This window comes from Paenibacillus sp. FSL M7-0802 (genome assembly GCF_038004945.1).
GTDB classification, from domain to species: Bacteria; Bacillota; Bacilli; order Paenibacillales; family Paenibacillaceae; genus Paenibacillus; species Paenibacillus polymyxa_B.
The window spans coordinates 3,823,861-3,844,138 of sequence record NZ_JBBOSD010000001.1 but is presented as its reverse complement, the minus strand read 5'-3'; the positions used below and the strand labels follow the sequence as shown (position 1 = coordinate 3,844,138).

Below are 20,278 nucleotides of genomic sequence, written 5' to 3'. Positions count from 1 at the left end.
ACTAAGTTTGTTTTTATGATATAATATCAGGAATTACACCAACAGGAAGTGAATTAACATGAATGTCACTGGCGATCAGGCGCTTGTCAAAAAGCTGAATAAATCCATTGTGCTGGAGCGTATTCGCCTTCATGCTCCGCTATCCCGGGCACAGTTATCCAGTCAAACTGGATTAAACAAGGCCACCGTTTCCAATCTGGTGGCAGAGCTCATCACCGATGGACTTGTGTATGAGACGGGATTAGGGGAATCCAGCGGCGGGCGTAAGCCTTTGATGCTACTGTTCAACAGCCGTGCAGGCTTTGTACTCGGTATTGAGGTGAGTGTACAGTACATCAAGGGCGCTCTGACCGATCTGGCAGGTACCATTGAAACCGAGCTTACCTTTTCCCTAACTCAGCATGACCCCGCCTTTGTTATGGAACAGATTCGAAAGCTCGTTCAGGAGCTCATGCAGGTCACTCCTCCCTCCCCTCATGGTATCGTCGGCATTGGGCTGGGGGTACCGGGTATGGTGGATGAAACCGGAACCGTTTTGTTCGCACCCAATCTGGGCTGGGAAGAGGTTCCGCTGCGGCGGCAGCTTGAGGCCGAGCTAGGTCTGCCCGTCGTAGTGGATAACGAAGCCAACGTCGGCGCGCAGGGCGAATTGTACTATGGTATGGACGGTGATCACCGACAGCTGGTGCGGGATCTGGTCTACATCAGTGCAGGGTCCGGGATCGGAGCCGGGATTATCATTGACGGCAAACCGTATCAAGGAGCTTGGGGGTACGCCGGAGAGACGGGTCATATGACCATTGATTGGAACGGACGGCTCTGCTCCTGCGGTAGTCGCGGCTGCTGGGAGCTCTATGCTTCGGAGAAGGCGTATGCAGCATCCACATTGAAACTGCCTGCACATAATACAGCGGAATTACTGCCGTTTGCTCAGCAAGGTGAAGCGAGTACATTAAGCGTCCTTAGTGATATTGGGCGATATTTGGGTGTGGGTATTACCAACATTGTGAACAGCCTCAACCCCGGAATGCTTATCATCGGCGGTCCACTGGCGGAAGCCAGACCTTGGTTGGAGCAAAGTATGCGTGAAGTGATTGACGAACGTGCTCTGCCCTATCACCGTCGGCAACTACAGATTCGTTTCTCCACGCTTGGCAGCCGTTCGACGATGCTAGGTGCCGCCTATGCAGCAACCGCTCCTTTTCTTGGGCGTGTGCGCGTATCTTTATAAGAAAAAAAGCGTACGGGAACACTCAGGTTCCTGTACGCCCCATTTTTCTTGGAATTTTGCAAAATCCTCTTCTTACAACCCGTTATTGGAGATAACATTCTTATACCAGTAGAAGCTCTTTTTTCGTTTTCTTTCAAGTGTCCCGTTACCGTCATTGTCTTTGTCCACATATATAAATCCGTATCTTTTTTCCATTTCAGATGAGGAATAACTGACCAAGTCGATCGCTCCCCAGCTGGTGTAACCCATGAGTTCAACCCCGTCTAGAATCGCTTCATGCATTTGTTCAAAATGTGCACGGAAGTAATCAATACGGTAATCATCCTGAATACTACCATCTTCCTCTACCTTGTCATATGCTCCCAAACCATTTTCTACAATGAACAATGGTACTTCATAGCGGCTGTACAGCTCACTCAGAGAAAGTCTCAAGCCGACCGGGTCAACCTGCCAGCCCCAATCACTCGTTTCCAGATAAGGATTTTTAACGCCGCCAATCGTATTCCCACTGACTTTTTCCATGCCTTCACTATCCGCACTAGCAACCAACGACATATAGTAACTAAAGGAAATGAAATCCACCGGATGCGTCTTCAAAATTTCATCGTCACCCTCGAGCTTTTCAATCACGATTTCCTTTTCACGGAAGAAGCGTTTCATATAATGGGGATACGCTCCACGAACCTGTACATCCGTGAAAAAATAGTTGAACTGATTATCTTTAAACGCTGCCAGAATATCCTGTGGATTACAGGTGTGCGGATACGTCGTTAGCCGGGTTAACATACAGCCGATTTTAGAATCTGGAATGATTTCGTGACAGTATTTTACGGCTAGAGCACTAGCTATAAATTGATGATGCAGACCCTGATAAACCGCTAGCTCTACATTTTCAAAGCGCTCCGGTAAAATACCACCGCTCGTAAACGGATGGCGCACGATACTATCTATTTCATTAAAAGTGATCCAGTGCTTTACTTTATTTTGGTATCTTTTAAATACAGTCTTACAAAAATGGATAAAGAAATCTACAACTTTCCGTTGGGTCCAGCCCCCGTAATGGTTTACAAGATACATCGGCATTTCGTAATGGGACAGGGTGACAAGTGGCTCTATCCCGTTTTTATGCATTTCATCAAACAGCCGATCATAAAATTGCAGTCCAGCCTCGTTGGGCTTGTCCTCATCTCCGTTGGGGAAAATACGCGTCCAAGCAATAGAAACTCGCAACGTTTTAAATCCCATTTCACCAAACAATGCTAAATCTTCGGGATAGCGGTGATAAAAATCAATTCCCTGACGTTTGGGATAATCATGATCTGACGTGTCCTGCATCGCCTTTTGGATATGCTCCTCAGTCATTGAATTGTGTTTTTTATAATCAGCTTTGCTCACATTCTTTTTGTAAATAGCCATATCTGCTGTAGATATCCCTTTACCATCGACATTCCAGGCGCCCTCCACCTGATTTGCGGCTACCGCACCTCCCCATAAAAAACCTTTCGGAAATGTTCTTTTTATTTCTGTCATCTCTAGCTCCTCCTCTTTAATTTCTACTTATGACTCGTTTTAAGTGAATGATCAGATACATGAGTTCTTCATCCGGGATCAAAAGTTCGAATTTGGCTTCAATATATTGTTGAATCGATAACGCACACTTCTCTTCTTCAGGGTACTTGTTCACAATTTGGCTCATTAATTCTGGATCTTGAGAATCCAACATTTTATGCTCAAGTAATCTCTGAACAAAAAATTGAAGGTGCGTTAGAAAACGCGAATAGTTGATGCTGTGGGTATCCAGTTCGATTTGGTAATGCAGTTTAATGATGTTCAAAATGTCTTTGACCGTATTGGTCATCAATAAAACCTGGTTCATATTGTTATCGGTTTGTTGAGCATTAACCAAATGAAAGGCGATATTCGCCGCTTCCTCTTCAGGCAGTTCTAGACCGATACGCTTTTCAATCAAGGAGAGCGCATACAAGCCAATACCGAACTCTTCCGGATAAAACTTTTTGACCTCCCACAGCATCCGATTCTGAATCTTCATATTTTCTTTAAATCGTTTGGTTGCCATGTACAGATGGTCTGTCAGGGATACATATAAATGCTCATTCAAGTGACTGGATAGTGTATTTTTGGCATAAGATATGATTTCGTCTGCCAGAATCAAATACTCTTTGGGGGTTTCCTTCATTAGCGCCGTCAGATCAGAAGACATGCTTTCATTTTCAAGAACATATATCTTTTCAATCTCGTTCTCATCGACGAAGTCACCAGGTTTGCTTTTAAAGCCGATCCCTTTCCCCATCACGATAATTTCTTTGTGATCCTCACGTTTGGCAAGAACAATACTCGTATTGAGAACTTTAATTACTTTCATATCCAACGACATCTCACTTTCCAGGCTTGATTCCCCCAACAAACACACTGTTAAAGTACAGTAATTAGAGGCTTCTCCGGCCCTGTCTTTTCTGAACTTTCATGACCCATGATTTCCAGATAGTCCGCCGTGTTGGTCACAATAATCGGAGTTATCGTATCATACCCCGCCCTTTGTATAGCTTCAAGTTCAAATTCAATTAGAAGTTGTCCATGCTTAATTTCGTCCCCTTCCTGTACATGCACAGTAAAATGCTGGCCTTTCAGCTTAACGGTATCCAAACCGATGTGAATGAGCAGTTCTACGCCTTCAACTGATTTTAAGGCTATGGAATGCTTGGTGCGGAATACATTTGCTACGATGCCGTCAAAAGGTGCGACCACTTTTCCGCTACTTGGTTGAATAGCCATCCCTTTACCCATTGCTTCCTGAGAGAATGCTTCATCTTTGACCTGCTGTAAGGGAATTACGGTGCCCTCCATAGGTGCGAAAATAACGGTTTTAGATTTGAAGCTTTTACTTATACTTTGTGCTTTAGCAGGCTCGGGACGAGCTTCTTTTTTAGCCGGTTCGGTAACCGTATCTTGAAAGCCGATCATATAAACTGCAATAAACGTCACAATGATCGAAATGGCCATCGTAATAAGCGCATATACCAGGTTAGAGTGATCTTCACTGATAAACATCGGCAGTGATGCAAAACCTGGACCCACAGCTGCATAAGCTTTTAAATTCATAAGACCTGCAAACAATCCGGCAACCCCGGCTCCAATCATACAGGCGAACAGTGTTTTTTTCAGGCGTAAATGTACGCCATACAAAGCGGGTTCCGTAATGCCGAATACCCCTGAAATACCTGCGGACAAAGCAATTTGTTTGAACTTGGGATCTTTCGTTTTCAGCGCGACGGCAAATGCACCCGCGCCTTGGGCCATATTGGAAGCCAACATGGCAACCAGTACCAATGTTTCATATCCTGGTGAAGCCAGCGCAGCAAAAATAATAGGATAGAATACTTTGTGCATGCCGAACATGACGATTAGCGGCATCACGATAGACATCAATACGACTGTAAGCCAGCCGATTCGTTCCTGAATCCAGAATACACCGTTGGACATACCTAAGCCCAAATACGTACCTAGAGGTCCTAAGGCAATGAGAGAAACAGATGCGACAATCAGAATGACGATTAATGGTTTTAGAAATATTTTCACAGGTCCGGGAGAGATTTTATCAGCAAATTTCTCAATATATGACATGAGCCATATGGTCAAAATAATAGGAATAACGGAGGTAGCGTATTGTACCGATGCTACGGGCAGGCCCGCAAATGTGACAGCTTTCTCACCTCCTAGCAAACTGATTAAGTTCGGATGAAGTAGCACACCCCCTAGGAGTACGGAAACGAATGGATTAGTCTTGAATTTCTGCGCGCTGGAGAAAGCCAGCAGCATAGGCAGAAAATAAAATGCCGCATCCGAGATTACACTTAGGATCATATACGTTTGGCTTTCTTTGCTCATGATTCCGGTTACTGTGCATAGCAAGAGCAGTGCTTTTAACATCCCTGATGCAGCAATGGCCGGAATAATGGGCTGGAAAATACCTGCAATCATGCTCGCAAAACTATTGAACAATCCCTTAAAGCTTCGATCCATCTTCACTTTTTCGGCTTCATCGGAAGACGATTGATTCGGGTCCAGCAATTTGACTAGCTCATTGTAGACATAGCCTACATCATTTCCTATAATGACCTGATATTGTCCACCGCTATTCACGGCTCCCATAACTCCGTCCAAAGCTTTAATTTCATCTGTTTGTGCCAATTCCGGCTTACGAAGCGTCATCCGTAATCGAGTAGAGCAATGAATGACACTGTTAATATTATCGTTCCCACCCACTTTGTTAAAAATGGCTTGTGCGATATCTTTGTAATTCATGAGTTACACCTACCTTCTTAAAATAAGGAACAAAAAAAGACCTAAAAAGGGTAGGGAAAAATATCCTACCCAATCTAGGTCTTGCCTGCCGAACAGTAACACGCCTTTATTGGATATTGTGCTATTTAGTTAATTAGAAGTCATAATTGATGGTGCATTGATGAATTGTTACATAGAAGCAACCCGGGTTTTAAGCGCTTACAATTAAAATATAGCACCGATTATCTACAGATGCAATACTTTTCGACAAAATTCTCTCTTTTTAAAAAGAAGTAAAAAGACCTCCATCGCAGCATGTAACTGCAATGAGGGTCTTATTAAACCATATAACGATCATAGGACCGTCATCTGCTGTTAGGTTGGATTAAGCGTTCAACACTTTTTCAAACTTGGTTTTGTTCATACCGGAAATACGTTCTTCCCCGATCAAAGTCAATGGAACGGCACGAATGCCCATATCCCAAACCTCTTGAGCAAAAGCTTCATTGGTTTCAATGTTGCGTTCTTCGTACTCCACGCCTTTTTCACTCAAGTAGCTTTTTACTTGACGGCAATGCGGGCAGTTTGTCGATGTGTATACAATTGCTTTTTCCATGAATATCACCTCATCATTTATTTTGTTAATCATATTTATTCATACTTAAACGGAATATTACAGGGCCAAAGCGCTGTGCTCCAGGCTTTCGATGTATTTCTCGCTGTCCATAGCAGCCATGCAGCCACTACCTGCTGCGGTAATTGCTTGTCTGTAGCGTGTATCCTGTACGTCGCCACAAGCGAATACGCCTGGCACGTTTGTTTCGGAAGTACCCGGATTTACGACGATATAACCGTTCGCATCCGTTGTAATTTGCCCCTCGAGGAAGCCTGTATTCGGATGATGACCAATCGCCACGAATACGCCGCTAACTGTAATGATCTCCTCTTCGCCTGTTGCATTATTCAGCACTTTCAAGCCAGTGACTCCGTTCTCGTCAGCGATCACTTCTACAGGAGTACGATTAAGCGCCCATTCAATTTTGTTGTTCGCACGAGCACGATCCTGCATAATTTTGGAGGCGCGCATTTCTTCACGACGATGCACCAACGTTACTTTGGAAGCAAAACGAGTCAGGAAATTGGCTTCTTCCAATGCAGAGTCTCCACCGCCGATGACAACAATTTCTTTGCCACGGAAAAAGAAGCCGTCGCATGTTGCGCAAGTGCTTACGCCACGTCCGATATTATCCTGTTCACCGGGAATACCCAGATATTTGGCAGTCGCCCCTGTGGAAATAATCAGTGTATCGGTAACCAGTTCACCCAAACCTTCTACATCCAATGTAAATGGACGAGCAGTTGTGTCTACCTTGTTTACCCAACCTGTGCGGAATTCAGCGCCAAAACGCTCCGCTTGCTTACGCATATTATCCATCAAATCGGGCCCCATGATTCCTTCAGGAAAACCTGGGAAATTTTCGACTTCCGTAGTCGTGGTTAATTGTCCGCCTGGCTGTGGTCCTTCGATCACCAGTGGGCTCATGTTAGCGCGTGCCAGATAAATTGCAGCGGTCAAACCGGCAGGGCCGGTACCTATAATAATGGACTTGTACATATCTTGGTTCCTCCTAAAATATCATAAGTATTATATAACGAGTTTTCGACACCGGGCGCTGGGCAGCTGCATATACTCTAAAAGTAATTCCACCAGAAGCTTATCCCAAAATGTGGACACCCGGATATTGCAAAAACGAATCACTTGTTTTGTAGGTTCTTATGACTTAGACTGATTCTAAATCCTAATTTCATTATGCGGAAATAGCTGTAAACAGTCAAATGAAGTTTTCATGAAGCGAAGCTTAAAGATAAATCAGGTATGGAGGGATTATCCCGATTATGAATGACGTTTTTGTAGGTAGCTTTATTTCTGCCCTGTCCACTGGACTCGGCGCCGTGCCCATACTATTTATGCGTAATATCACGCATCGGCTTCGCGATGTTTTGTTGGCTTATGCCGCAGGAATTATGACCTCTGCATCCGTGTATAACCTCATTCCCGAAGCGATCGAGCATTCCAATTGGTTCGTGCTGACTGCGGGAATCCTGCTCGGCTGTCTCGTATTACTGGTGATGGAAATGTACATTCCCCATGCGGATTTGGAGGACCCAGACTCCAAGACCTTTCATCTGGAGTCCAAATCTTTTCTCATTATCGCAGCTATTACATTGCACAATTTGCCAGAAGGGCTTTCCGTGGGAGTCAGCTATGCAAGTGAGACTCACAATCTCGGCAATCTGATCGCCTTCTCTATCGGCCTGCAAAATGCCCCGGAAGGCTTTATCGTAGCATTATTCCTTGTGAATCAAAACATTGGCCGTTTCAAGGCATTGGGCATTGCTACCCTCACCGGAGCCGTGGAAATCATAACGAGTCTAATCGGCTTTTATTTGAGTAGCTGGGTGAACGGACTGGTACCTTACGGGCTTGCTTTTGCCGCCGGAGCCATGATGTTTATCGTCTACAAGGAACTGATTCCCGAGAGTCACGGGGATGGCAACCAGCGGATCGCCACATTCTCTTTTATTCTCGGCTTAATTACGATGATTGGGCTAACCGAATGGCTATAGCCGAGCAACACAAAAAGGCTGCCTTCTGCCTGTAATCCAGACAGATAAGCAGCCTTTTTGGCATGTTCAAATAGAGATACCTCATTTTTTTTGGTTCATGGAGCGCAGTGCTTCACGGTACTGCTCGTCCTCACTTTTGTGAGTCTCCTTCTCTCCATTGGATATTTGGGAACGTCCATCCTTTTCTTCGTCTTTTCCAGCAAAACCACGTAAAGCCGCACGATAATCCTGATCTCCGTAAGCATCTTTGATGTTCTCGCGATCCTTTTCTACCTTCTTATCCGTCTGGATATCCGGCATATTGTGATGCTCCTCGGCATGATGTTCTTCGACGTCGAGATTTTTATGCTGCATCTCTCGCGTATGATCTGTCAATTCACGCACCTCGGGTTCCACCTGCACAGGATAAGGACGTTTGCTTCTTTGCCGTGTATCCTCTTCGGTGGGGTGAGTCTTGGGAGAGGACTTGCGCGTCATCTTCGTATTAAATACCAGCAAAAAAATAAAGGCAACCGCAGCTACTACGATAAAAGCAATGGTCATCGGCGGCCTCCTATTCTCTTTCAGCGCTACGGTACCGTCTCGCTATCTCAGCGACCCGTTTGCCCAAAGAGCGACCTAGTGCAAGATCATCACCCGTTGGAAGATTAGGCGGTCCATTGGGGTCTGTCTCCACCGGACATGTTATCCCTACGCCGTAATAGGAGCCGTATAACGCATTTTCCGTAATATTAGCTGGCAGTCCTACAACAATCATGCCTTGATGAAGCATCGGAGTAATCAAATTCAGAAGTGTGGATTCTAATCCACCATGAACAGTAGCGGTTGTGCAAAACACAGCGCCGATTTTATCCACCAGCTTGCCCTGTGCCCACAGATACCCCAGCTTATCAATCCAGCTTTTCAGACCGCTACTAATGGTACCAAAATGGCCCGGGCAACCCCATATGATCGCGTCCACATTCACTAGCTCGTTCACATCGGCCTCGTTCACATGCTTTAGCAACACTTCCGTGTGCTCAAGGCGCGCGCCTTCTGCGATGGAGCGAGCGAGACGTTCGGTATGCTCATTTTCACTGTCATATACAATCATGATTCTGGTCGTCATTATGCGCATCATCCTTTGTCAGCAAAATCATCCTTTTCGCATGCGCTCTTAACCTTGCCCAAAATCCATCTGAATATTATGAATCGTTTGACGCATACTTTGAAAATCCAAGAACTAGGGAGGCATGTTACACATGAATTCACGCGCCATATTAGTCAACTTGCTAGTTATTATCATTATTCTGGCAGGAGGTGGAGCCGCCGCCTATTACTATAATCAATCCGCCAACTACATAAAAACCGATAATGCCCAAGTGAGCGGACAAGCGGTTACCGTTGCCTCTCCAAGCGCGGGCAAGCTCACAGGCTGGAATGCTGAAGTTGGTAAAACCTACACCGCTGGAAGCACGCTTGGGAATGTAGAAGGAGGCGGAAGTCGAATTAGCGTTACGATTCCAACCGATGGTACCATCGTGCAGCAATCTGCGGTCAATAACTCGATTGTTGGGGCAGGCACGCCTTTAGCGAAGGCTTTTGATCTAAACAATTTATGGATTACCGCCAATATAGACGAAACGGCTGTACAGGATCTTCAAGTAGGACAGACCGTAGATGTATATATTGATGCTTACCCGGATACGTCCCTGAGCGGTAAACTCGAAAAGATCGGCCTGGCGACCGCATCGACTTTTTCACTACTGCCCACTTCCAATACCACTGCCAACTATACCAAGGTAACACAGGTCGTGCCTGTCAACATTTCCATTCAAGGTTATAAAGGGCTGGGTATTATCCCGGGAATGAGTGCGACCATCAGAGTTCACAAGTAGGAGGCTGTCATGGATCAAAAAATGTCCGTCGGACGTATTCTGTCCGTGCTGCTGCTAGGCGCCTTCATTTCGATTTTGAATCAAACGCTGCTTAACGTGGCCATTCCACACTTGATGAATGATTTCAATGTATCTGCAACGACCGTTCAATGGCTATCCACCGGATATATGCTAACCAACGGGATTTTGATTCCAATCACCGCTTTTCTGATTGAGTCATTCGGAACACGTGCGCTGTTCATATCCGCGATGGGGTTATTTACTGCCGGGTCTGTCGTCTGTGCTGCCAGTACCGGCTTTGCGCCTATGCTGGTTGGACGCGTTATCCAGGCCAGCGGAGCGGGCATCATCATGCCTGTGGTCATGAACGTGTTCCTGACTGTGTTTCCTCCGGAAAAACGGGGCGCTGCCATGGGTACCATGGGGATCGCCATGATGTTTGCCCCGGCGATTGGACCGACTTTATCCGGCTGGATTGTGGAGCATTACAGCTGGCGGCTGCTATTTTTGCTGGTTATTCCGCTGGCGATCATTGATATTCTGTTCGCCATACGCTGGCTCAAAAATGTATCCAAGCTAACAAAACCGAACTTTGACCTGTTGGGAACCATCTTTTCCACCCTTGGTTTTGGCTTTCTGCTGTATGGCTTTAGTTCAGCTGGAGACAAAGGCTGGAGTAGCAATACGGTAATACTTACACTCGCTGCCGGGATTGTGTTTATTGTAATGTTTATCGTACGTGAGCTGAACATGATACAACCGATGCTGGAGTTCCGTGTGTTTAAATATGATATTTTCACTGTATCGACCTTAGTCGGGGCTACCGTGAACATGACAATGTTCGGCGGGATGCTGCTGCTGCCGATCTATTTGCAAAATATACGCGGCTTTACACCGCTGCAATCCGGTCTGCTGCTGTTGCCGGGTGCACTGCTGATGGGTGTGATGTCACCGATATCAGGGGCAGTATTTGACCGTATCGGCGCGAGGCCGTTGGCGATCATTGGACTGATCATTACGGCAGTCACGACATGGGAATTCAGTCTGCTGACCGATGCCACCACCTACGGACATATTATGATCATCTATACGATTCGCAGCTTCGGAATGTCATTGCTGATGATGTCCGTCCAGACGGAAGGGCTAAACCAGCTACCTGCCCATCTCGGTAGCCACGGTACAGCCATGTCCAACACAGTACGGCAAATCGCTGGGTCTATCGGTACCGCTTGGCTCATTACTGTAATGAGCAGCCGGACCACGATTCATGTAGCGGATTATGCGAATGTCGCTACCACCGCCAATGTTCCTTTAACCGAAGGAGTAGCACAGTTGGGACAAACCCTCGCGCAAACAGCGGGCGTTTCAACAGAAAGTGGTTCAGCGTTAGCGCTACAACAGGTGTACCGCAGTGCTGTTACGGAATCGACGATCCATGGCATTAATGATGCCTTCATCATTGCTACAGGGATTGCGCTTGCAGGGCTATTGTTTTCCTTGTTCTTGCGACGGTCTACACCGCGACGAAGATAGACGTACAGCGTTAGCGAACTAGAGGTATGAGATGAACTTGCCTTTCAGACAGATAGGCTGGCACTGCAAAAGAAGGAGCATTCATCCCCCTGGATTTTAAGAGGTATGAATGCTCCTTCCTGTTTGTCATCTTGTAATTATTAGTCCTATGACCGCAATAAGCGCAGGCCATTCAAAATGACAAGTAATGTGCTGCCTTCATGCCCAATAACCCCAAATGGCAGGGCTATATCTTGCACAAAGTTGCTGATCACAAGCAGCAAAATGACACTTACCGCGAAGATCATATTTTGTTTGACCACCCGCTGCGCCTTGCGCGCCAGTGCTATCGTCGGAGCAATCTCCTCGATTCCATCGTTCATCAGTACCACGTCAGCGACCTCTAGCGCTGCTCCGCTGCCATGCATCCCCATGCCTAGTCCAACGGTTGCTGCAGTCAACGCTGGAGCGTCATTCACACCGTCGCCGACCATGACGACATGCCCGTACTGCTCCCGCAGCATGCGAATATGGCTGACTTTGTCCTCCGGCATTAAGCCAGCATATACGGCGTCGACTCCGGCCTGCTCCGCGATCACAGCAGCCGTTTCTGGGCGGTCTCCGGTCAGCATGACGACCCAGATCCCCTGCGCTTGCAGGCGTTTCACGGACTCTTGGGCCTGCGGACGCAGCTCGTCGCGTAGTGCCAGCATCCCGGCAATCCGATCATCCGCGAGGATAATGGATACGGTTTTGCCCTCAGCTTCCAGCCGGACCCGACTCTCCATCCACTGTGGCTCTGCCAGAGGACTAGGTCCATCCAGTACATTTGTACGACCGATTTTCCACTTCACCCCGCCTATGATGCCTTCCATCCCCCATCCGGTGAGTGCCTGCACTTGCTCGGTTGGGAGCAGCTCTCTCTGTCCCAATTCAGCTTCGGCTTTGGCTACAATCGCTCGCGCCAGCGGATGCAAAGAATAACTTTCGATTGTAGCGACAATGTGCAATAGCTCATCGGCATCGTATTCTGCGGCGGTAATCCAATCCGTGACGACAGGTGACCCCATCGTTAACGTGCCTGTTTTGTCAAAAGCAACAACAGAAGTCAATGCCATATTCTCCACATGTGCGCCACCTTTGAACAGGATGCCCCGCCGGGCACGGTTGGAAATGGCCGATAGCATCACTGGCATAATGGATGACACGAGCGCACAGGGTGAGGCCACGACGAGGAACACCATAGCCTTGTAGAACGCTGCTGCCCACGTCCAGCCTAATGCTATGGGTGCACCGGCAATGACGATCAGCGTGACAGCAACAACAATTCGAGCGTACACCGATTCGAACGTTTTAATAAACCGCTGGGAATCAGGAACTTCGGTCTGAGCCTCTTCCACCATACGAATGATTTTTGAAAATAAAGTGTCCTCCGAGGACTGACTAACCTCTACATATAGCACGCCTTCTCCATTAATGGTGCCGGCATATACTTCGTCACCTTCCACCTTATTTACCGGAACAGATTCACCGGTAATAGATGCCTGATTCACTGCCGAAACGCCCTTGGAGATTCGCCCGTCCGCCGGAATCAGTTCGCCCGGCTTCACCAGCAGCAGGTCGCCTGGCAACAGCTGCTCAATGCCGACCGTTTCCGTCCCCTCGCGAGACAAGCGCAAAGCCGTTTCCGGCTTCAACGCCATGAGCTCAGAAATATCCTTACTACTACGCTCGGTGGTATAGCTCTCCAGCGCACCACTGAGTGCAAAAATAAAGATCAGCATGGCTCCTTCATTCCAATAGCCAATGGCCGCAGCTCCTAGGGAGGCAGCGATCATGAGCAGATTAACATCCAGATCATGTTCTCGGATCAGTGTTTCGATCCCTTCTCTGGCTTTGGACCAGCCCCCAAGGGCGTAAGACACCACATACAGAATGACCGATAGCCATTGCCACCAATGTGAAATCCCCCATGCCATTAGCATCAGCAATCCACTACCTAGAGCAGCTTGCATCTCCTTGTTTTTCAGCATGCTTTTAAGCTGAAATTGCGGCTTGCGATTCGGACCGGGTCGTCCGCTGCCACTGTTTTTTGAAAGGGTTCGGTTAGAGGAAGACAATGTATCTTGTAATCGTTGAGCAGCTTGCATCATGTCACGTTCCTTTCATATTTTGTTCCTTGTACTAGCATCTCATTGAGAATGATATCCATTGTTAAGTGCCCTAAAATAGCACATGCTGCTTCGGGAAGCCCGAAGCAGCATGTTTGGCAATGAGAATGATAATCATTTTTTGCATATATACAATTATTTTGGTTTAGTGAAACTTTTGTTTTATTATATACCTTTTCTTTTCCACTTGTAAACCAGTAATAGCCTAAATAAAAAAAGATACCCGCGCAAACACCGCAGGTATCCTCCATATTTAAAGTATCCTATTCAGGATTTGCAAAATTCGATTCCAGTCGCTCCAAAGTGCAATATATAGACGAACTAGACCATTTCGATCTATATATTGTTCATTGAAAGTCGCTTATTGGATTTTTGCAAAATCCTCTATTACATGAATTCGGGTTATCTTCAGGCTAAAGGAAACTTCCACGCATGGTTGTGTGCAGTTCCTGAAGTGTGCTGACGATCTGCGGGCTGTTGCAGTTCCAAACGCGCAGCCGCAAGGCGTGCAGCGGGAACTGCTGTGTCCGGGCAAATGACCCCCGTCAGCTCATTCTCCCAGATCGAAATCCCTTCCAGAGACTGGTTAATTTCATCTATTGCTACCCATAAAGGAAGCTCGGGCTTTACACGCCGAACAGCCTCCATTATGCATTTTATCGTATCACTAGTATTCACATGACCATCGACACCGGATGGAATCAACTGATTCTCAGCCCTAATGTCATCGGATGGAGTTGGTATGACTTCTAAAATGATCGTATCGGCAAAGCGTGCCAGATCTGCAGCTTGAGCCACCTGCTTGATCTGTCGTGCGCCCACTTCGGACATGTTATTGGGGTTGGCTGACTCCCCCGACCGTGCGGCTGGCCTGTTCCCTGTTTGGCTTACGTTAGGCACCAAAGACGGATCAACTGTCAAAAGTACGCCTACCCGATATGGAATGCACCGAAGACGTTCGCATAAGGTCTGCTCCGCAACGCCGTCAATCCAGTCTCGGGTTGCCCGGAATTCGTCCACGTCAGCCGGATTGCGCACCATAATCTCCAGCTTGGGTTCCCCCCCCTGCCGCACGCTCCGTAACGCCGCACGCAGTAATGCCTCCAGCTGCATATCTTGCAGGCTTCCAAGACCCACTGCATTGTTTTGCTCAATTAGAGCTATAGTGAGTGGTGATCCGTTCAAAGACTCGAATAAGCCTTCATATTCTGTTTCCAGCAAACTGATAATTCGGCGGGACAAATGCTCACACAATCCAGGCAGGCCAGATGCCTGGTTAAAGGTTTTGTACGTGTCAGATGCACGAGAACCGGGAATAAGGATGGGATCGGGCTCCCCGTCAGGGGCATGAATCATCTGTCCAGACTCAGCTACGTCCAGATAGGCATAGCATAATTCCCCCACGCGGCCAGATGCCTGTGACAAGGGACCATGCAGAAGACTATAACCGTCAAAACTGCCTATTTCTGATGCTGTCTCTGTACTGATGCGACTCAAACTTGCAGGAGCATCGACATAAATCCGTATGGAGGTACGCCTGTATTCATCGCTCCATTTTAGGAGTGTGCCCATTGCTTGCCCAATATCGTTGCTGTTATTCAGCATCGTTTCCCCAAGTAATTCCGGATTCGCAGCCATCAAAGCCTCCGCTCGACTGATTACGCCCTGCTCAGCTAAACCAACCAGCCAGCCCAACGGATCTTCCTCCTGCGTAGCAGATACTTCATGGCTGCCTGCCCTTAGCGTCTCCATAGCCAACCTCTGTGCAGCAGCCTCCGTACCCGACTCTGGAACTTTGAGATCCCGGCTGTTTTTGCCACCCAACAGCTCTGCGAATACATGCATCAGTTTAGCCTCCATGCTATTAATCCATCCTTTCTTCCGTCAGCAAGTTGGCACACACGAATTCGAGTACCCCTCCAAACAAAGAAAACGCTTACTCATTATGGAGCAACCGAATCTTACATGGGCCTTACCTGTAAAGCCCCTACCTTAACGTATTAGGCACGCCACACATTTATACATCTGGGCACAACCACCCTACATCCCAAAATAAATCTCTATACTGCTGGCACAAGACCACTCGAAAAAGGAAGCTATAAAATAAACACCCCCGGTCTTCACAGGATGCCTATACATCCAATGCTAACCCAGGGGTGTTTATTTTTATTCGTAAGAACGAACCTTCAATACACGCATCACATTCAATACGGCTAGCAATGTTACACCTACATCGGAAAATACAGCCTCCCACATAGTAGCAATACCGAATGCTCCCAGCGTAAGAAACACAGCTTTGACGCCTAGCGCAAATATAATGTTTTGCCATACGATACGACGTGTGCGCTTAGCGATATGGATCGCCGTAACTAGCCTTGAAGGCTCGTCGTTCATGATTACGATATCTGCCGCCTCAATCGCAGCATCCGATCCCAAACCGCCCATTGCTACACCGACATCTGCCAGTGCCAGTACGGGTGTATCATTAATCCCATCGCCTACGAACAAAATTTTGTCGCTCGTTTTTTTACTTGCAGACAACTGCTCGATGGCTTCAGCTTTGTGCTGAGGTAACAGCTCTGCCCGTACTTCATCCAAACCCAGCTGTCGTCCTACAGCCTCGGCAACTGTCCGATTGTCACCCGTCAGCATGATGGTTTTCACCACACCCAACTTTTTCAGTGAAGCAACCGTTTGGGCTGCGTCTTCCTTAACCTCATCTGAAATCAGAATGCACCCAGCATACGTTCCGTCTACAGCCACATGTACGACCGTTCCTTCATCCAGCGTCCCTGCTTGCTGCGCCGCGTTAAAAGCCACATGCTCCCGCTCCATGAGCTTGGCGTTCCCGGCCGATACCAGACGACCATCTATTTGTGCCTGAATCCCGTGACCGGATATTTCACTATATTGCTGAACCCGGTCTGCTCTGAGCTCTTTACCGTAGGATTCACGCAAAGACGCAGCAATAGGGTGTGTGGAATGCAGCTCCGCCAAAGCGGCGGTTTCGAGCAAGCTTTCGTTTGTAAAATCTCCGGCAGGATAAATCCCTGTTACACGGAAAACACCTTTGGTGAGTGTGCCCGTTTTATCGAAAACAGCGTATTTCACATGATTCAGAGCTTCAAGATAGTTCCCGCCCTTGATCAGAATACCTGAACGGGAGGCTGCCCCGATTCCCCCAAAGAAGCCCAGTGGAATGGATACTACCAGCGCACAAGGACAAGAAATAACGAGGAAAACAAGCGCACGGTATACCCAATCTGCAAATTGTGCACCTGGCACAACAAGCGGTGGAACAACCGCCAACAACAGCGCTACAATAACCACTACTGGAGTATAGTATCTGGAAAATTTCGTGATAAACTTTTCAGTCGGCGCTTTTTTGGCACTCGCATTTTGCACTAATTCCAAAATTTTAGAGACCGCGGATTCACTAAATTCTTTGCTAACCTCTACCGTTAGAAGTCCGTTCGTATTGATAAATCCACTCAACACACTGCTTCCCGGCTCTACAGTACGAGGCACCGATTCACCAGTCAACGCAGAGGTATCCACATGCGATTTACCATCTATAACTTTACCATCCAGCGGGATCTTCTCGCCCGGCTTAATTACAATCAAATCCCCTATGCGAACGTCTTCTGGGGACACTCTCCGTACGGACTCAGCCGTCTTCAGGTTGGCATAGTCCGGTCTAATATCCATCAGATCACTGATGGACTTACGTGAACGGTTAACTGCAATGCCTTGAAACAGCTCTCCGATTTGATAAAAGAACATGACAGCTACGCCTTCCGGGTATTCCCCAATCGCAAATGCACCCACAGTAGCCAGCGTCATTAGGAAGTATTCGTCAAAGGCCATTCCACGCACCAGGCTGCGCGCAGCCTGCAAGACAACATCACCGCCAACGATGATATATGCCAGTAAAAATAGGGCCAGCTTGCCTACACCTTCGACAGGTAACCACCAGGCAACAGCCGCAACGACCGCACCAATAGCCAAACGCGCAATCATGCGGCGCATACCGTCCGTACCGTGATCATGCGTATGTCCAGCGTGGCCATCATCTCCATGCGAATGTGAATGAGCGTGGGTGGCTTCACCATGTTCGTGCTCTGCATGGTGGTTGTGATGCTCGTGTCCATGATCGCCGTGGTTGTGTCCATCGTGCGTATGGGCTTGCTTGCCATGTGCTCCATGATGATGACCAGCGTGGCTGTGAGCCGCATGTTGCCCGACCTCGTGTGTATGCCCTTCACCTTCACCATCATGCTCATGACCGCATGCACAATCCTCTGTGCTGTCTGACTGTACTGCACCAGCATTGCTTCGGCTGTCTTCACGCAGGCGTCCACGAGCATTTTTTACAACCATTCGAACATGCGGCTCGAGTCTGTGAACCTTCCGTTCAGTCTGGCGAAAAACCTCTTCTTTTTGATCCGAACTTGTGGTCATCGTCAACGTTTTCGTAACAAAATTGACCGAGCAATCCAGGACCCCTTCTATTTTACTGACTCCATTTTCAATCTTTAGAGCACAGTTGGCGCAATCCAAACCTTCCAAAATCCATTCATGCCGTTCCGTTCTTTTTAGAGCATCCATAATCCATCGGCCTCCAATTAACTATATATGAGCAACTGTTCATATATTATTTGTTAAGGCCATTATATTCAGGATCAGGGTCAAAAGTCAATGACTCTAGCCCCTTTTTAACAAAAAAATCGACTTCAACGGACAAACGCCAAAAGAGCGCCAATCACTTGGCGCCCTACTGTTGTTTTATTCCAAAAAATCATTGATGTGATATGTGCTGATGGGTTTGCAAAAAGATCTGCTCCACATGATTATCATCCAGTGAATAAAACACCGTCTTGCCTTCCTTGCGTCGTTTGACAATACGCAGGTTGCGCAAATAGCGAAGCTGGTGGGATACCGCAGATTGTCCCATGTTCAACACCTGGGTCAGATCATGAACACACAATTCTTTTTGTGCCAGGGCATAAATCAGCTTAATCCGTGTCGGGTCACCCAGTGCTTTAAACAGCTCCGACATTTTGTATGCGATGGAATCCTCGACAAGGGAAGATTTTATGCGCTCGATTTCCTGATCTGAACCGTGACAAGCCGGCTCGCAATCCAAAGCTTCCGTTTCAGAATTCATCCTTTTCACCCCGTGTATTTCGACTTGATGCTTCTATTATAGCAAATTCGTAGAGTTTACGAATAGCTTATATTACAGCTTGCCCTGTAACAGAAAACTTCCAAGTTTCAATGCTTGCCTAACGCTATAGCTTTACACGACATAAAGCTTAATTCAACGTCTTTAATACTTCATCACTGTAAGGAATAATTTCTTCTATTTGTTGATCACGTAACTTCACCGCAAACGCTGGATCAACCAACAAAGCACGCCCAACCGCAACCAGATCAGCTTCCTCTCGTTCTACTTGCCCCACGAGTTGTTCTAATCTTGCCTCTACACTACTGGATTGATCGGTTTGACGATTATTATTTTTTTCCAAATCACTCAAAAAGGCCTTCTCCAAACCAATCGAGCCCACAGTAATCACTGGCTTGCCTGTTATCTTTTTGGTCCAAGCTGCCAAATTTAGATCAGACCCTTCAAATTCCGGTTCCCAAAAACGGCGGCTTGAGCAATGGAATATATCCACCCCGGCCTTCACTAATGGAGTGAGAAACTGTTCAAGTTCCTGTGGTGTCTGTGCCAGCTTTTCTTCATAGTGATACATCTTCCACTGGGAGAATCGCAGTACAATTGGGAAGTTCGGCCCCACTGCACGACGGCAAGCCTCAATGACCTCCACCGCAAACCGAGTACGCTGGACCAAATTGCCTCCGTATTGATCGGTACGCTTATTCGTTTTGTCCCAGAAAAATTGATCGATTAAATAGCCGTGTGCTCCATGAAGCTCAATACCGTCAAACCCCACTCGCTGGGCATCGGCAGCGGCCTGAGCATAAGCGGAGATAATATCCGCAATCTCAGCCTCCGTCAATGGCTCGACTACCTTTTCACCAGCGGGAGAAATACCGGACGGACCGACAGGCAATGCCTCGGGATTCGGTTGATTATCTGCACCTATTTTACGGGCCGTACCCACATGCCAGAGCTGCGGTATAATCTTGCCACCTACCGCATGAACCTCCTCAACTACCTTGGCCCATCCCTCTAATCCCTCTCCATAAAAATTAGGAATGCTTGTGTGCTCCACAGCTGCAGGATGATTAATAGCAGTGCCCTCCGTAATAATCAATCCAACTGCATTTTCCGCACGGCGACGATAATACGCGGCCACTTCAGGCCCTGGAATACCTTGAGGAGAAAAATTCCGTGTCATAGGCGCCATAACAATCCGATTGGGAAGAGATAAATTACCTGCCTTAAAAGGTTTAAACAGTAATTCTGTGTTCATTAATTTTTCCTCCGCTCTCCACTAGTATTATCGTTTTCACTCTACTGTTATACAATTCCATTTTACACATATGTAAACTTGAGTTCAAGAAGCCACAGTTTTATTTTTAATAAGCTA

Annotated in this window: 17 protein-coding genes; 4 read left to right on the top strand and 13 right to left on the bottom strand. The window is 47.2% G+C overall.

The window, feature by feature from the left end:
* Positions 1-58: 58 nt before the first annotated feature.
* Positions 59-1,231, top strand: a complete 1,173-nt coding sequence (locus tag MHB54_RS17600; protein WP_076264987.1) for an ROK family transcriptional regulator — start codon at positions 59-61, stop codon at positions 1,229-1,231.
* 72 nt (positions 1,232-1,303) lie between these two features.
* On the opposite strand, the gene MHB54_RS17595 is transcribed toward MHB54_RS17600, so the two are convergent.
* The 5 genes from MHB54_RS17595 to trxB all read right to left on the bottom strand — a co-directional run bounded on the left by MHB54_RS17595 (position 1,304) and on the right by trxB (position 7,148).
* Entirely contained in the window at positions 1,304-2,761 is a 1,458-nt protein-coding gene (locus MHB54_RS17595; RefSeq protein ID WP_053326100.1) for a glycoside hydrolase family 1 protein, read from the bottom strand.
* A gap of 16 nt (positions 2,762-2,777) precedes the next feature.
* Entirely contained in the window at positions 2,778-3,614 is an 837-nt protein-coding gene (gene licT, locus MHB54_RS17590; RefSeq protein ID WP_028541828.1) for a BglG family transcription antiterminator LicT, read from the bottom strand.
* Positions 3,615-3,664: 50 nt separating this feature from the next.
* Positions 3,665-5,554: a beta-glucoside-specific PTS transporter subunit IIABC gene (locus tag MHB54_RS17585; RefSeq protein ID WP_264454532.1), complete on the bottom strand. Its 1,890-nt coding sequence runs from the start codon at positions 5,552-5,554 to the stop codon at positions 3,665-3,667.
* Between the two features lie 364 nt (positions 5,555-5,918).
* Positions 5,919-6,149 carry a glutaredoxin family protein gene (locus tag MHB54_RS17580; protein ID WP_007432162.1) on the bottom strand — a complete coding sequence of 77 codons (231 nt, stop codon included), beginning with the start codon at positions 6,147-6,149 and terminating at the stop codon, positions 5,919-5,921.
* Positions 6,150-6,206: 57 nt separating this feature from the next.
* Entirely contained in the window at positions 6,207-7,148 is a 942-nt protein-coding gene (gene trxB / locus MHB54_RS17575) for a thioredoxin-disulfide reductase (RefSeq protein ID WP_023990316.1), read from the bottom strand.
* Between the two features lie 281 nt (positions 7,149-7,429).
* On the opposite strand from trxB, the gene MHB54_RS17570 reads away from it, so the two are divergent.
* Positions 7,430-8,161, top strand: coding sequence for a ZIP family metal transporter (locus tag MHB54_RS17570; protein ID WP_053326102.1), 732 nt, complete (start codon positions 7,430-7,432; stop codon positions 8,159-8,161).
* Positions 8,162-8,242: 81 nt separating this feature from the next.
* On the opposite strand, the gene MHB54_RS17565 is transcribed toward MHB54_RS17570, so the two are convergent.
* Positions 8,243-8,704 carry a hypothetical protein gene (locus tag MHB54_RS17565; protein ID WP_264454531.1) on the bottom strand — a complete coding sequence of 154 codons (462 nt, stop codon included), beginning with the start codon at positions 8,702-8,704 and terminating at the stop codon, positions 8,243-8,245.
* 10 nt (positions 8,705-8,714) lie between these two features.
* Positions 8,715-9,269 carry an NAD(P)H-dependent oxidoreductase gene (locus MHB54_RS17560; protein ID WP_028541824.1) on the bottom strand — a complete coding sequence of 185 codons (555 nt, stop codon included), beginning with the start codon at positions 9,267-9,269 and terminating at the stop codon, positions 8,715-8,717.
* A gap of 133 nt (positions 9,270-9,402) precedes the next feature.
* Here MHB54_RS17560 and MHB54_RS17555 point away from each other — a divergent pair, with 133 nt between their 5' ends.
* Both MHB54_RS17555 and MHB54_RS17550 read left to right on the top strand, forming a co-directional pair.
* The gene (locus tag MHB54_RS17555; RefSeq protein ID WP_028541823.1) at positions 9,403-10,038 is read left to right on the top strand and encodes an HlyD family efflux transporter periplasmic adaptor subunit; all 636 of its coding nucleotides are present in this window, start codon (positions 9,403-9,405) and stop codon (positions 10,036-10,038) included.
* Positions 10,039-10,047: 9 nt separating this feature from the next.
* Complete coding sequence (locus MHB54_RS17550; protein WP_023990320.1) at positions 10,048-11,571, top strand: DHA2 family efflux MFS transporter permease subunit; 1,524 nt, start codon at positions 10,048-10,050, stop codon at positions 11,569-11,571.
* A 146-nt stretch (positions 11,572-11,717) separates the two neighbouring features.
* On the opposite strand, the gene MHB54_RS17545 is transcribed toward MHB54_RS17550, so the two are convergent.
* The 6 genes from MHB54_RS17545 to MHB54_RS17520 form a co-directional block, all read right to left on the bottom strand.
* The gene (locus MHB54_RS17545) at positions 11,718-13,700 is read right to left on the bottom strand and encodes a heavy metal translocating P-type ATPase (RefSeq protein ID WP_264454803.1); all 1,983 of its coding nucleotides are present in this window, start codon (positions 13,698-13,700) and stop codon (positions 11,718-11,720) included.
* Complete coding sequence (locus MHB54_RS17540; protein ID WP_340981743.1) at positions 13,700-13,972, bottom strand: hypothetical protein; 273 nt, start codon at positions 13,970-13,972, stop codon at positions 13,700-13,702. Before MHB54_RS17540 ends, MHB54_RS17545 begins: the two co-directional genes overlap by 1 nt.
* 157 nt (positions 13,973-14,129) lie before the next feature.
* Positions 14,130-15,581 (bottom strand): PEP-utilizing protein, encoded by a 1,452-nt coding sequence (locus tag MHB54_RS17535; protein ID WP_264454530.1) that lies wholly within the window; start codon positions 15,579-15,581, stop codon positions 14,130-14,132.
* Positions 15,582-15,887: 306 nt separating this feature from the next.
* Positions 15,888-18,329 carry a heavy metal translocating P-type ATPase gene (locus MHB54_RS17530; protein WP_053326109.1) on the bottom strand — a complete coding sequence of 814 codons (2,442 nt, stop codon included), beginning with the start codon at positions 18,327-18,329 and terminating at the stop codon, positions 15,888-15,890.
* 190 nt (positions 18,330-18,519) lie between these two features.
* A complete protein-coding gene (locus MHB54_RS17525) occupies positions 18,520-18,888 on the bottom strand; it encodes an ArsR/SmtB family transcription factor (protein ID WP_007432172.1) in 369 nt (122 codons plus the stop codon).
* Between the two features lie 148 nt (positions 18,889-19,036).
* Complete coding sequence (locus MHB54_RS17520; RefSeq protein ID WP_023990325.1) at positions 19,037-20,161, bottom strand: NADH:flavin oxidoreductase; 1,125 nt, start codon at positions 20,159-20,161, stop codon at positions 19,037-19,039.
* Between the last annotated feature and the right edge of the window lie 117 nt (positions 20,162-20,278).

Coding starts and splice junctions, on each gene's coding strand:
- MHB54_RS17600 (WP_076264987.1), top strand. CDS start 59: ATGAATGTCACTGGCGATCAGGCGCTTGTCAAAAAGCTGAATAAATCC.
- MHB54_RS17595 (WP_053326100.1), bottom strand. CDS start 2,761: ATGACAGAAATAAAAAGAACATTTCCGAAAGGTTTTTTATGGGGAGGT.
- licT (WP_028541828.1), bottom strand. CDS start 3,614: ATGAAAGTAATTAAAGTTCTCAATACGAGTATTGTTCTTGCCAAACGT.
- MHB54_RS17585 (WP_264454532.1), bottom strand. CDS start 5,554: ATGAATTACAAAGATATCGCACAAGCCATTTTTAACAAAGTGGGTGGG.
- MHB54_RS17580 (WP_007432162.1), bottom strand. CDS start 6,149: ATGGAAAAAGCAATTGTATACACATCGACAAACTGCCCGCATTGCCGT.
- trxB (WP_023990316.1), bottom strand. CDS start 7,148: ATGTACAAGTCCATTATTATAGGTACCGGCCCTGCCGGTTTGACCGCT.
- MHB54_RS17570 (WP_053326102.1), top strand. CDS start 7,430: ATGAATGACGTTTTTGTAGGTAGCTTTATTTCTGCCCTGTCCACTGGA.
- MHB54_RS17565 (WP_264454531.1), bottom strand. CDS start 8,704: ATGACCATTGCTTTTATCGTAGTAGCTGCGGTTGCCTTTATTTTTTTG.
- MHB54_RS17560 (WP_028541824.1), bottom strand. CDS start 9,269: ATGACGACCAGAATCATGATTGTATATGACAGTGAAAATGAGCATACC.
- MHB54_RS17555 (WP_028541823.1), top strand. CDS start 9,403: ATGAATTCACGCGCCATATTAGTCAACTTGCTAGTTATTATCATTATT.
- MHB54_RS17550 (WP_023990320.1), top strand. CDS start 10,048: ATGGATCAAAAAATGTCCGTCGGACGTATTCTGTCCGTGCTGCTGCTA.
- MHB54_RS17545 (WP_264454803.1), bottom strand. CDS start 13,700: ATGCAAGCTGCTCAACGATTACAAGATACATTGTCTTCCTCTAACCGA.
- MHB54_RS17540 (WP_340981743.1), bottom strand. CDS start 13,972: ATGGAGGATACCTGCGGTGTTTGCGCGGGTATCTTTTTTTATTTAGGC.
- MHB54_RS17535 (WP_264454530.1), bottom strand. CDS start 15,581: ATGGAGGCTAAACTGATGCATGTATTCGCAGAGCTGTTGGGTGGCAAA.
- MHB54_RS17530 (WP_053326109.1), bottom strand. CDS start 18,329: ATGGATGCTCTAAAAAGAACGGAACGGCATGAATGGATTTTGGAAGGT.
- MHB54_RS17525 (WP_007432172.1), bottom strand. CDS start 18,888: ATGAATTCTGAAACGGAAGCTTTGGATTGCGAGCCGGCTTGTCACGGT.
- MHB54_RS17520 (WP_023990325.1), bottom strand. CDS start 20,161: ATGAACACAGAATTACTGTTTAAACCTTTTAAGGCAGGTAATTTATCT.